General features: G+C 73.4%; 10 protein-coding genes. 3 read left to right on the top strand and 7 right to left on the bottom strand.

The annotated features are described in order from the left end of the window. Positions 1–251: 251 nt before the first annotated feature. The gene (locus tag AB0F81_RS33390; protein WP_360203695.1) at positions 252–2,624 is read right to left on the bottom strand and encodes a PKD domain-containing protein; all 2,373 of its coding nucleotides are present in this window, start codon (positions 2,622–2,624) and stop codon (positions 252–254) included. Between the two features lie 218 nt (positions 2,625–2,842). Here AB0F81_RS33390 and AB0F81_RS33385 point away from each other — a divergent pair, with 218 nt between their 5' ends. Continuing rightward, positions 2,843–3,130 carry a hypothetical protein gene (locus tag AB0F81_RS33385; RefSeq protein ID WP_360203693.1) on the top strand — a complete coding sequence of 96 codons (288 nt, stop codon included), beginning with the start codon at positions 2,843–2,845 and terminating at the stop codon, positions 3,128–3,130. 58 nt (positions 3,131–3,188) lie between these two features. Here AB0F81_RS33385 and AB0F81_RS33380 read toward each other — a convergent pair whose 3' ends face one another. Further along, positions 3,189–3,980: an SAM-dependent methyltransferase gene (locus AB0F81_RS33380; protein WP_360203691.1), complete on the bottom strand. Its 792-nt coding sequence runs from the start codon at positions 3,978–3,980 to the stop codon at positions 3,189–3,191. Between the two features lie 180 nt (positions 3,981–4,160). On the opposite strand from AB0F81_RS33380, the gene AB0F81_RS33375 reads away from it, so the two are divergent. Then, the gene (locus AB0F81_RS33375; protein ID WP_360203689.1) at positions 4,161–4,424 is read left to right on the top strand and encodes a hypothetical protein; all 264 of its coding nucleotides are present in this window, start codon (positions 4,161–4,163) and stop codon (positions 4,422–4,424) included. Between the two features lies 1 nt (position 4,425). On the opposite strand, the gene AB0F81_RS33370 is transcribed toward AB0F81_RS33375, so the two are convergent. From AB0F81_RS33370 to AB0F81_RS33350, 5 genes are all read right to left on the bottom strand, one after another. Then, positions 4,426–5,595, bottom strand: coding sequence for a trypsin-like peptidase domain-containing protein (locus AB0F81_RS33370; protein WP_360203687.1), 1,170 nt, complete (start codon positions 5,593–5,595; stop codon positions 4,426–4,428). Beyond that, the gene (locus AB0F81_RS33365) at positions 5,592–7,208 is read right to left on the bottom strand and encodes a S8 family serine peptidase (protein WP_360203686.1); all 1,617 of its coding nucleotides are present in this window, start codon (positions 7,206–7,208) and stop codon (positions 5,592–5,594) included. Before AB0F81_RS33365 ends, AB0F81_RS33370 begins: the two co-directional genes overlap by 4 nt. Before the next feature lie 77 nt (positions 7,209–7,285). Next, the gene (locus AB0F81_RS33360; RefSeq protein WP_360203684.1) at positions 7,286–7,639 is read right to left on the bottom strand and encodes a DUF5955 family protein; all 354 of its coding nucleotides are present in this window, start codon (positions 7,637–7,639) and stop codon (positions 7,286–7,288) included. A gap of 9 nt (positions 7,640–7,648) precedes the next feature. Beyond that, positions 7,649–9,427: an FHA domain-containing protein gene (locus AB0F81_RS33355; protein WP_360203682.1), complete on the bottom strand. Its 1,779-nt coding sequence runs from the start codon at positions 9,425–9,427 to the stop codon at positions 7,649–7,651. A gap of 13 nt (positions 9,428–9,440) precedes the next feature. Further along, the gene (locus tag AB0F81_RS33350) at positions 9,441–10,157 is read right to left on the bottom strand and encodes a hypothetical protein (RefSeq protein WP_360203681.1); all 717 of its coding nucleotides are present in this window, start codon (positions 10,155–10,157) and stop codon (positions 9,441–9,443) included. A gap of 167 nt (positions 10,158–10,324) precedes the next feature. Between AB0F81_RS33350 and AB0F81_RS33345 the strand changes: the two genes are divergently transcribed. Next, on the top strand, positions 10,325–12,762 hold a 2,438-nt coding region (locus AB0F81_RS33345; RefSeq protein WP_360203680.1), incomplete at its 3' end, for an ATP-binding protein.

Raw genomic sequence — 12,762 nt, 5'->3', positions numbered from 1 at the left:
CCGGCGCCCCCCGGGGCGGCGCCCCCCCCCCCCCCCGTGGGGCGGGCTGGGGGGGCCCCGGCCGGCGGCGGCGGCGCCCCCCCCACCGACCCCTCCGGGGCCGGGCAGCAGGAGCTGGTCACGGTCCGGCGCGCCGGAGGCGAGCGGATCACCGGCCGGATCGCGTACGACGAACATGCGGTGCTCGACGTGCGGCGCGAAGTCGTGGCTGCTCAGGGGCTGCAACGAGGTCCTTCCCCGGCTGTCGGACCCTAGCGGTGGGCCTGGACGGAGCCTCCGCCGATCGGCTGTGGATCGGCCAGGTCCAGATCGTAGTCAGCGGACGCCCGGTTGTCGTACACCGTGGTGGACCCGGGATGCTCGCCGCTCGACAGCGGCCACACCACCAGGCGCAGCCGGTCGGGGGTGTCGTAGCCGTACGCCACGAATCCGTACCCGGCGGCGCCGTTGACCCTGCCCGTACCCTTGACCGCCACCCGGTCATCGGGGGTGACCACCAGCCAGTCCAGGGCGGTGGCGTCCAGCTCGAAGTCGATGCCCTTGAGGCGGGCCGTGACCTTGCCGCCGCCCGGTGCGGGGCCGGACTCACCGGGCTTGTACTTCGGGTTGAGATTGACCATCAGGCGCCCGGTCGCGGTCGGGTCGGCGGTCAGCGCTCCCGCGGGGGAGTCCAGCCAGGCGCCGGTGGTCGCGAACCCGGCATCCGGGTCGTAGACGACGACCATCGTCGTGCTCTGCTCCTCGCCGGTGTCGTCGTCGCGCACCGTGAGCCGGATGGTGTACATGCCCGGATCCGCGTAGACGTGGTCGCGCACGCACCGGCCCGGCTCGGCGGTGACCGTTTCGGTCGTGCCGTCGTCCCAGGAGATCCGGCACGTCTGGGTGTCGTTGGACCCCGGGTCGGTGAACGGCGCCCGCAGGCTCACGGCGCCCCCGGCACGGAAGACCGACCACGGTTCGGGGCCCGGTTCCGCCGCCGCGGCGGCACGCGTCTCCGCCGGGGCGGCGCCGAGTGCCAGTTCCGGCGTGGCGTTGTCCACGGTGACGACAGCGCTGTCACTGACCGGCGGGTTGGCGCCGTCATCGGCCGTGAGCGTGACCGTGAAAGTGCCGTCATCGGTGCAGGTGAAGGTGGTGACCGGCGCGGTGGCGTCGCCGAAGGCGCAGATCGCCCCGGGGTCGACACCGGCGCCCGGCGCATAGCTCCACCGGCTCGCCGGCGTGCTGCCGACGTCGGAGGCGGAACCCCGCAACACGGTGCCCGAGCCTTCGACGCCGCCGGTGTCCGGGCCGGCGTCGACCCGCGGTGCGACGTCCGGTGTGCCGATGCCGCTGTCGCCGCTGAAGGAGAGCACGACGTAGAACGGATCCTCCTCGAGGATGCGCTCGCTGCGGTACCAGTTCCCGAGGCTCGCCCCGCCGGACCGGTTGTGGCCCTGCAGGATCGGCCGGGCCGAGAAGTGCGTCGGCGTCGTCGACGAGCCCTGGTGGGTGCTGCGGAAGGGGTACTCGTCGCAGTCGCGGGTGTCGTTCTGCGGGTAGTTCGGTCCCCAGACCGCGATGCAGACCCGCACCGCGTCGGCGTTGTTGGCGTCGTAGAGTGCCTGGTTGTACAACTCGTACGCCCTGGTCAAGGGACGCACGTTGCGGCCGTCGAGGTTTCCGGGCACGTCCTTGTCGATGGCCCGTGGCTCCGTGCTCGCCGGGTCGAAGAAGGCGTCGAAGACGTGCTTGGCCTCCTCGTAGTTGTTCGAGCTCGGGTTGAGGTCGAGTTTGTCGAAGTAGGAGCTGACGGCGTCGAACACGCAGCCGCGCTGGCCGCGGAGATAGATCGCGTGGTCGCAGCGGAAGGAGTTCCCGGCCGTGTCCAGCGTGCTCTGGGCGAGCACGTTGCCGTACGTGAGCCGGATGTGGAAGTTGAAGTAGGCGAGGTTGTCCACACCGCCGCCGTCCAGCGGGGCCTCCAGGACGCGGAAGGACGCCCTCGGGTTGCTCTGCCACTCCGGCACCGACCGCGTCGTCCTCACCTCGGCGGGGCCGGCCGACCGGCACGGCGCGGTGTCGGTGCGGGCCTCGCACACCAGCTCCATGGAGAGCGGCAGGGTCTTGGCCAGACCCCACACGTTCGTCCAGTTGTCGAGCACACCCACCCAGGAGATCTGGTTGGACGCCGGGTCGGCGCCCCCGGGGTCCATGGAGGCGTCCCAGCCGTGACCGGCGAGGGTGTAGCGGAAGTCGGCCCGCCCCAGCTCCTTGTGCCGCAGGCATCCGGTCGGGCCCCAGTAGACGCAGATCAGGCTGAGGGCGGTGAAGTTGCGCACCTCGCAGTAGCGGAAGTGATTGACGACCAGTCCGCCGGGCTCCCAGGCGAGCGGTGACCCGTGGCAGTCGCCGGGCCCGAACGTGGGCCGTTTGGCCAGCCGCATCCGTTCGAACGCCACGGCTGACGGGTCCCGGTCCGGGGCCAGCCGGCGTACGGCGGATCGCTTGTCCGGTGTGGTTTCCTTCACGACCGTGATGATCTGGTCGTCCCGCGCCGGTGCGGCAGCGGCGTTCTGCGTCGTGACGGTGAGGATGGAGCCGATGAGCAGCGCCGTGCATGCGGCCGCCCAAGATCTTCGCATCGTTGCCCCCGTATGGCTTCAACCGCGGATCGTATATGATTCGCGGGATCGTATACGCAGGCATCGATGAAATCCAGAGCGTCGCGGAGATGAGTCCCGAGCTGCGCAGATGGTGCCAACTGCCGGACGGCGGGCTGGGTCGGCAATCGAGTTTTATCTATCGTTGTCCCCGCCTTCGCGAGGGCTCCTTCGATTCGCTGACAGCACGGGGAGGAATCATGAAGAGAGCTGTGCGAACCACCCTGGTGGCCGGATTCATCGCCACCGCGGCCGTCTTCGCGCCGGCCGCACCCGCACTGGCCGAACCCTGCGGCGCCAGCTCGTACCACAGCGACGGCAAGCAGTACGTCGGCTACCGCAACTGCGGCAGCACCACCGTCATGATGAAGGGCCACATCGCCGGTTCCTGGGGCGGCTGCCGCGGCATTACCGCATACAGCTCCGGCGTCCTGCGTGAGGTGAACCGCAGCAGCTACACCAGCAACTGGGGCGTAGCGTTCTGCTGATCGGGGTCGATGGGCCGGGGGCCGTGCCACGTCCGCAGGCGCGACCCCGGGCCTCGCGTCACACGGGCTTGCGGCCGACGCCGATCAGGTTGTGCAGCGGCGCGACCTGATCGGATCCGGGCTCCGGCCGCCACCGGGTCACATCGATCAGGCCGCCCTCGACCAGGTCGAGACCGTCGAAATAGCTGGCGATCTCATCGGGGCTGCGCATCGCGTACGGCGGGTTGGCCGTCGCGTTCCAGATCTTCATGACCTCGTTGAGCTCGGGGTTGGTGTTCGTGCCGTCGACCACGACCAGGTAACTGCCCGGCGCCAGGTGGTCCATGATCCGCCGCACGACGGCGCGGGCCTCCTCGGCGGTGGGCAGGTGGGCGAGGATCCCGGAGAGCATCAGCACGACCGGCCGGCTGAAGTCCAGGGTCCGGCCGGCCTCGCGCAGGATCGTCCCGGTGTCGCGCAGGTCGGCGTCGATGTAGTCGGTGGCGCCCTCGGGCCCGCTGGTGAGCAGCGCGCGGGCGTGCGCGAGCACCAGCGGGTCGTAGTCGACGTAGACGATGCGGGCGTCCGGCGCGACCGCCTGGGCGACCTCGTGCGTGTTGTTCGTGGTCGGCAGCCCGGTCCCGATGTCCAGGATCTGCCGCACCCCGGCCTCGCCGACCAGGTAGCGCACGGCCCGGTTCAGGGCGGCGCGATCCGTACGGGCGATGTCGACGATGATCGGGAACTCCTTGGCGATCTGATCCCCGAGCTCCCGGTCGACGGCGTAGTTGTCCTTGCCGCCGAGCCAGTAGTTCCAGACCCGCGCGGTCTGCGGAACGGTGGCGTCGATCTTCGCCGTCTCATCGGTCATCAGCGCGCCCTCCAGCCGGCGTCGTCGCTTGCGGAACGCAGCTCACCATACCGGCGACCGGCACCGCGCTTCATCGAGGCTCGCCGATCGCTGTGCCGCTGCCCGGCGCTGCCCGGCGGCGCCTCCGCCGGTGAGCTGAACGCCCTGCTGGCCGACCTCTGCCAGCGCATGCACTGGGCGATGGGGGAGGGCGGCGACTATCCGGAGCCGACGCCCCGCCGGACCACCTACTACCTCGAGGTGCCGGAACACGAGAGCGACGCCTGCGCGGCGGCGCCGACCGACCTCGGCGCGGAGGTCAGCCGGCACCCCCGCGAGGACGGCCGGCAGATCGCGGCGGCCTTCCCCGACCTGCCACCCGACCCCGTCCACCAGGCCCGGGTCGCCCAGCTGACGGCGCTCGCCCACCGCCACGGTGGCGAGTTCACCGGCTTCGGCGGCTGACTCACGCCTCGCTGATGGGGACGCCGAGGGCGGCCAGCTCGGTGGCGATCGCGGAGATGCCGTGGGCGCAGTTGGTGTCCAGGGTGATGCCGCCGAAATGCAGGCCGAACGCGGCGTCGTCCCAGGCCAGGATGGGTGAGCCGGAGTTGCCGTTGAGGGTGGTGGCGTCGTGGCCGAAGACCCACGCGCGAGTGTCGCCGGCGAGTGAGCCGAGCGGGCGGTGGGCGATGCCGGGGGCGAGCCGTTTGACGCCGTAGAGACGGCCGAACAGGGAGCGGTTGACCCAGTCCCAGTCGATCTCGTCGATCGTGCCGGTGGGGCGCTTCGGCGGACCGGGGTAGCCCACGACGCAGCACGAGTCGAAGCGGCCGAGCGGGCCGTCCGGGCTGGGGCTGACCGTGATCGCGGCGGGCAGCTCGGTGGGGCCGCCGGGCAGCGGTTCGAGCCGCAGGACCGCCGCGTCCAGGCGGGCGAACTCCGGGCCCTCCACGCCGGACGGGATCGCCTCGACCACTTTGAAGCGGTGCGTCTCGATGCTGTCCGACTCGGCGCGGAAGTCGGCGAACGCGCCGTCGAACACCCGGAAACCCGAGTCGGTACGGGCGACCGCGTGCGGCAGCCGCTTGCAGATCGCGTGCAGGACGTGCAGGTTCGTGAGGGCCAGCCCGGCGGCCTGGTCGACGATCCAGCAGGTGCCGAAGAAGCCGTTGCCGGTGGTGACGGCCGGCTCGACCCGGCCGATCGCCGCGATCGCCCGGCGCAGCGGCTCACCGCCGCCCTCGATGTCGCCGGCCCAGAGCTCGGCCAGCGGGTCGTCGGTTCGCACCTCGCCGTCGCGGATCAGCAGGCTGGGCCGCGTCCCGTCGGCGTGCACCACCGTCTCCAGCGCGACCAGGTCGTCCGGGGTGAGCGGGGCCTGCGGGTCGTCGTCGAGGCGGCGGGTGACCCGCTCGGCGGTGCGCAGCAGCACCTCGCGGGCGGCGCGGAACTCGCGCGGATCGACGCCGGCGTTCTTCGCGAGCCGTGCGTCGGTCGCCGCCGCCACCCGCCCGAGGACGTCCTCGGTCACCGGCGGGCCGGCCTCGCCGGTCGGCACCGATTCGAGGTCGATGCCCTGCCGGTCAGCCTGGGTACGCGCCGCGACCAGGCCGCGGAGCCGTTCGCCGTTCATCGTCCGCCTCCCTCGGGCCGGGCGCCGTTCAGCCCGACGGCGTCGCGCAGCTCGGGGTTGCCGACGGCCCGATCCAGGTCGTCGGAGGGCGCCGGCCGGTCGGTGGGGCTCTCCTCGCCGATGATGCCGCCGTCCGCCCGCCGGCGGCGTTGCAGCAGCAGCCAGCTCAGCTCCGGGCCGTGGGCGTACCAGTCGGGCGGATCCTGCAGGACCGCCGCCGGGCCGATCTCCTCCGCGGCCAGGCCGGCCACGGTCAGCGCCGCGGCCTCCCGGGAGTCGTACGGCAGCGGCACGCTCTCCCGGCCGAGTTCCAGGTCGAGGTTCGGGGCGGCCAGCAGTGCCCGGGCGTCCACGATCCCGGCGCCCATGTCGAAGGAGTCCCAGCCCGCGGGCCGGCGGGCGGTGGCGCCGGCCATCCGGCGGAACATGTCCTGCAGCGTCTCGCCGCGTGCCCGGGCCGCGGCGATCAGGTTGGCCCGCCCGTGGTGGGCCAGCCAGAGCGCGGCCACCCCGGCGGTCAGCGCCACCGCGAAGCTGGTGCCCTGGCCCTGCCCGGCCCCGTTCGGGACGGCGGCCCGCCAGACGTTCTGCGCCGGCGCGGCGATGTCGACGGCGGAGCCGCTGCAGCTGCCCCGCCACTTGGCGCCGCGGATGTCGACCCCGGCCACCGCGATGCACTCGCCGAACCGGGCCGGCCAGACCACGGTCTTGACGCAGTTGCCGGCGGCCGCGAGCACGATGACGTCGGCGCGTACCGCCCGGCGCAGCGCCCGCTGCATGCTGAACGAGAAGATCCCGCCCAGGCTCATGGTGATCACGTGTGCGCCGTGCTCGACGGCCCAGTCGACCGCCTCGGCGACGGTGCCGAGCGTGAGCTGCACGACGCTGTTGATCGCCCGGATCGGCATGTGCGAGGCGGCGGGGGCGCTGCCGGTGACCCGTCCCGGCGGGCCGGACACGACGACGCTGGCGGTGCCGGTGCCGTGTCCGGGGTTCTGCCCGGTGAGCGGGTCGGTCGGATCGGTGTCGTCGGAGAGCACGTCGAATCCGGGCACCGTGGTGATGCCGGTGAGTTCGGGATGCCCGATGACGCCGGTGTCGGGCTGCGCGACGACGATGTTGCGGCCCCGGGACGGTCGCTGGTTCGTCTCGGAGAAGGCCCACGCGGCGGGAACCGTGATGCTGTCGATCGCCCAGCCGTCCGGCAGCGCCGGCTCGCTGTCGGCGAAGCAGCCCAGCGGGAAACCGGAGACGTCTTCGGGTACGAAGTCCTGGCTGGCGCTCGCCTCGGGGAACAGGTCGGTGGGCAGGTCGGGTTCGGCGCTCTCCAGGTCGAACGCCTCGGTGAACCGGTGTGCGGCCGCGAACGGCGCACCACCGGAGTCGACGGTGAACGCCCGGCCGGGGAACCGCACGACGACCAGATGGGGGTCGAGCGCCGAGAACGGCCGCACGGTGGCGCCGATCGGCTCGACCACCGCGGCGATCTCCGCCAGCCGCACGACCGGGTCGTCGGTGGCCTTGAGCAGCAGCAGGAACCGGGCGGGCGGCGCCTCGGCGCCCTCGTGCAGCGTCGCGGTGGCGGCCCGCACGGCCGCCTCCAGCTGTGTCATCGACCCGGCCCTCCTCCGTCCGCGTTTCGTCTGTGGCGACGGACGTTAGGCGGTCCGCGTCACCGGGGCGTTGCCGGTCATGACGGCGTCGGCGTGACCAGCCGCAGCAGCTCCTGAACCATCTGGGTGATCGCGGTGACGCCCGGCGCCGCGCCCGCGACGGCGTTGAGCATCAGCCGGACCCGGCCGGGCCGGGCGTTGCCGCTGCGGACCTCCTCGGCCACCTCGTCGACGGCCTCGCGGGCAGCCGGCGGGTCGGCGATCCAGGCCGCGTACCGGTCGACGAGCTCGCGCAGTTCGGCGATCCGCCGGTCCAGGTCGTCGAGCCCGGCGGCGGGCGGGCCGCCGTACGCGTGGCTGATGTGCCCCTGGGCGTGCTGCCCGACGGCGCCGATGTTCTGGTTGCCGCCGCTGAAGTGGATGTCTCCCATGGTCGTCTCCTATTTCGCGTTGCCGCGGCCGGATCCGGCCGCGCGGTTCGCCGCGACGTCGCCACGCGCGTGCTGGCCGATCGCGCCGATGTTCTGGCTGCCGCCGCTGATGTGGACGGAGTGGTCGTTGTTCTGGATCTGCTTGACCTTGTCGGTCTGATAGCCGCGCCGCTCCAGGAGCTCGGTCAGCGCGTCGGCGATCCGCTGCTGCACGATCTGGACGTACATGTCGCCGTCCTGGGCCATGAAGTGGCTGTGGATGGCGTCGCCGGAGGCCTGCTCGCGGATGCTCGTGGCGGTGCCGTAGTCGGTCAGGATCCGCTCGGCGATCCGGCGCCGGTGCTCCCGGTTGAGGCGCTCGGTGGCGGCGGCGTCCCGGAACGCGGCCACCAGCCGGAACGGCGCCCCGAGCATCGCCGGCAGCCCGCGTCGCGCGGTGTCGCCCGCGACGGCGGTCAGGCGCTCGACGAGCGTGTGGAGCCGGATCTGGTCGACGTCGTAGTACTCGGCCTTCAACGGCGGCAGCACGTACGCCGCGCTCTCGAGGTAGAGCACGCCGGGCAGGGCGACCACCCGGGTGCAGGTGGTGACCACCAGCTGGCCGTGCCAGCTGCTGAACTCCACACACAGATAGGGCCGCACGATGCCGGTCGGCTTGTCGATCATCTGCCACAGCAGGGCCTGCGGCGCGTGCGTCCGCGGCCGGCGCCGCGGATCCGGCAGCAGGTCGGGGAACTGGGCGACGTTGTAGCCGTTGACGTAGAGGCGGGTGTCCACCCGCATGTGCGGCTGGGACAGCGAGCGCAACGACCGGGTCAGCTCCTCGACGACCTCACCGGAGCGCAGCGGGCTCGGCTTCCGGTCGTCGGCCGGGATCAGCGGCACCGTGAAGGAGCCGTCGCCGACCAGGACGCCGCAGCCCACGAACGGGTCGAAGGCGGGGAAAACGATGACGTTGCCGTCGTTGGCCCGCCGCAGTTCGTCCAGGACGGCCTCGCTGCCGGCCGGCGCCGCCAGCGCGTCCGGCCGGCCGCCCCACTGCAGGAAGCGGCCCAGGGTGCCGAGGCGGGTCCACGCCTCGGCGGCGACCGCGGCCACCGTGCCGAGGGCCAGCACGGCGGCGGCGAGGATCAGCCCGCTGGTGGCCGGCCACCACACGCCGGCGAGCACCATCGCCGCGCCGAGAACCACGGTCAGCGCGGCGTCGCGCCACAGCTCGCGGCGTTCGGCCACCAGCGCGTGGCGGGCCACGACCGACAGATCGACACCGTACGACGGGCAGACGGCGCGGTGCGTCTCGCGTACGGTCGCGTCCAGAACCGCCGAGCGGAACCCGCGATCGAGGTGGACGGCCGCGGACAGGTAGCGGGTCGTCTCGGTCCGGGCGGAGCCCGGCTCCGGCGGCGCGGCCGGGACCGGAGCCGGCGTGGCCGGCTCCGGCGCGGTGGTCGAGGTGAAGATCGCGAGGACGTCGCCGATGCCGATGCGGTCGCCGTCGCGCAGCTGCCGGTTCCCGGAGAGCCGGGTGCCGTTGACGAACGTTCCGTTCGCGGAGCCGGCGTCGCGCAGCCACACCCGGCCGCCGGTCGCCCAGACGATCGCGTGCCGTCTGCTGACCAGTGCGGACTCCAGGCGTACGGCGCCGCCGCGGCCGATCACCGCCTCCGGCGCGGGCAGCGGGAACATCGCCCCGTACAGTGCCGGCGGTTGCTCGACCCGCAACGACCCGAGCCAGGCGGTGCCGGCCGGCGGCACCGCGGCGCCGGCCTCCGCGAAGGATTCGATCATCGCCGGCTCCGCCTCACGGGATCCGGCGGGCCGAGGCTCGTCCGGTCAGTTCCCATTCGCCCTGGTCGTGGAAGCGCTGGCGGAACCGGATCCCGGCGTTGTTGGCGTCCAGCAGCTCCTGCTGGGAGTACTGGACGACCAGGCTGCCGATCTTGTCGTCCATGTTGCCGAGCCCGGCCAGCCACTCCCAGACGCTCACGTCGTCGCGGACAGCGGCCTCCACGGTGTCGCCGATCTCGCGGGTCATCTTCTCGATCTCCTCGTCGGTCGGCTCCTGGTGCCCGAAGCCGAGCGTCGGGATCAGGGCGTCGAGCGCGCGCTGCACGGCGCGGTTCAGCGCCCGGTGCCCGGCGGCGATCGCGGAGGCCGGCGTGTTGTCCTCCTCCATCAGCACCGCGACCATGCCGATCACCCCGCTGACGTCGGTGATCTCGCCGAGCGGTTGCTCCAGGGGGATGGGGCGCAGCCGGGTCCGGTACTGCCCGAGCGCCATCGGCACGATGATGATCTCGCCGTCGTCCACGTCGTGGTTGGGCAGGTCGCCCTGGTTGCCGGGCGTGGCGACGACGGTCGCGCGCCCCTGCAGGCGCAGCTCCCGGCTGACCGACGCGGTCGCGCCGTCGATCTTGAAGAAGACCGTCCACAGGTACGGCTCGGCGCTGCCCGGTCCGTCGCTCTCGTCGATGCAGCGCACCGTGGTGAGGTGAATTCTGGCGTTGGCGTCGGTCACGACTCCTCCTGGCTTTCCGGCGGGGCTCCGCAACCCCGTGCTGCGGTGCCGTCACTGGGTAAGGCGTGCCATCGGTGCCGTCCGGTGTGCCGCGCGATGGCACAGGCCGGTGTCCTGTGCGCGACAGCGCGGCGGAGGCGTCCGCGCCGGAGTGACAGACTGGCCGCATGGCCGGGCTGGGCGCTTGCGTCCCGGGGTTCGTCGGCCGTTCGACCGAACTCCGGCTGCTGGACCGGATCCTCGACGCCGCCGCCGACGGCGTCGGCTGCGTCGTGTCCGTCACCGGCGTCGCCGGCATCGGCAAGTCCTGGTTCTGCGGCGAGGCCGTGCACCGGGCCCGGGACCACGGCTTCGCGACGGTACGCGCCGGGTGCTGGCCCGGCGGCGGCGCGCCCCCGCTCTGGCCGTGGCACGAGGTGCTGCGGGAGCTGATCGGCGAGGACGCCGCCGGGCTGCTGGTGGACGACGGTGGCGGAGCCGCCGTGGACCCCGAGCGGTTCAGCCGGTTCGTCGCGGTCCGCGCCGCGATCGCGCGGGCCTGCGAGCGCCGCCCGGCGCTCGTGGTCATCGACGACCTGCACGACGCGGATCCGGGCGCGGTGCTGCTCAGCCAGTTCATCGGCCGCCAGGCCGCCGCCATCCCGCTGGTCCTGGTCGTGTCCCGGCGCACCGGCGACGGCCACGACCGGTACGAACCCGCCGCCGACGACCACGCCACGGCGGTGGAGCTGCACGGATTCGACCGGGCCGAGACTGCCGCCTTCCTCGGCGGGCTCGGCCATCCGATCACCGACGAGCACCTGCTGACCGTGCTGGTCCGGCTCACCGGCGGCCATCCGCTGCACCTGCAGCAGGTCGCCGCCTCCGGCTGCCTGGACGGTGCGGCGGAGCTCGGCTTCGGCCCGCTGGCCGAGGCGATCCGCTCCGCGGTCGAGGCGGTCTCACCGGGCGCGCGGGGCCGGCTCGCGTACGCGTCGGTTCTCGGCAGCGAGCCCACCTGCGCGGATGCCGCGGCGACCGCCGGGGTCGCCGCCGAGGTCATGCGGGCCGCGATCGGCGAGGCGGCGGTGGCCGGGCTCACCACGGTGCTGCCCGGCGGCCGGTACTGCTACGCGCACGCGCTGGTCCGCGAGGCTTTCGAACGGCTGCTGACCCCGGCCGAGCTTGCCACCGCGCACGCCCGCGCGGCCGCCGTCCTCGCGTCCCGGATCGCCGGGGACAGCGACGGCTGGCGCCGGCTGGCCCGGTACGCCCATCACTGCCTGGCCGCGGCCACCCGCTCCGTGCAGGACGCCGCCACCGCCGTGGACGCGTGCCGCACCGCCGCCCGGGCGATGGTCGCCGGGTTCGCCTACGAGCAGGCGGCGAGCCTGCTCGCGGCCGCCGTCGCCACCGACGAGCAGATGCTGTCGGCGCCGACCCCGGCGGTGCTGCTGACCGAGTGGGCCGAAGCGGTGCTGCGGTGCGGCCGGCTCGCCGAGGCACGCGACCTGTTCGACCGTGCGGTCACCGCCGCCGAACGCGAGGGCGACCTGGTGCTGTTCGCCCGCGCCGGGCTGGGGCTCGGCGGCGTCTGGGTGAACGAGCACCGCACGACGGTGGCCTGGGAACGCATGGCCGGCCTGCAACAGCGGGCCCTGGACGGTCTCGGCCCGGGCCAGGAGGTGCTGCGGCAACGGCTCCGGATGCGGCTCGCGGTGGAGCGGCTCTACCGTCATCGCGGCACCGTCGCGTCGGTCCGCGCGGCGCTCGCCGAGACGCGCCGGCTCGGCGACGGGCAGGCGCTCGCCGAAGGACTGTCGCTGTGCCACCACGCGCTGCTGACCGCCGAGCACACCCGGGAACGCCTGCCGCTGGCCGAGGAGCTGATCGCGGTGGCCGCCACGGCCGGCGACGGGCTGCTGGCGCTGCTCGGGCTCTGCTGGCGTACCGTCGACCTCTTCCAGCTCGGTGACCCCCGGGCGGCGGCGTCGCTGACCGAGCTCACCGAGCGGATCGACGCCCTGGGCTGCCTGAGCGTGCGGTACATCGCCGAGTGCATGACCGTCATGACGCTCCTGCGGGCCGGGCGCCTCGGCGAGGCGGAGAGGTGCGCGCACGCCTGCCTGGAGCTGGGTGTCCGGGTCGGGGACGCGGACGCGCACGCCTTCTTCGGCACCCACCTGACGATGATCCGCTGGTTGCAGGGGCGCGAGGCGGAGGTGCTGGCGGCGATCAGCGACCTGACCGACTCGCCGACGCTCAACCCGGCCGAGTTCGGGTTCCGGGCGACCGCGGCCCTGCTCAGCGTGCGCAGCGGCAACCCGGAGAGCGCCCGGAACCTGCTCGCCCCGCTCACCGGCGCGGGGCTGGGCAACCTGCCGGACTCCAGCACCTGGCTCGCCGGCATGGCGATCATCGCGCAGACCGCCGCGGCGCTCGGGGACGCCGCCACGGCTCGGGAGGCGTACGGGCTGCTGGCGCCGTACGCCGACCTGCCGATCGTCCCGTCGCTCGCGGTGACCTGCATGGGCTCGGCGCACCGCCCGCTGGGCCTGGCCGCCGGCGCCTTCGGCGCCGACGATCGCGCGATCGCGCACCTGGAGGCCGCCGTGGCGGCCAACCG

It is taken from the genome of Actinoplanes sp. NPDC024001 (genome assembly GCF_040638955.1).
In the GTDB taxonomy this organism is placed as follows: domain Bacteria; phylum Actinomycetota; class Actinomycetes; order Mycobacteriales; family Micromonosporaceae; genus Actinoplanes.
Note: the sequence above shows the minus strand (reverse complement) of the source record. Positions and strands in the feature narration are given on the sequence as shown.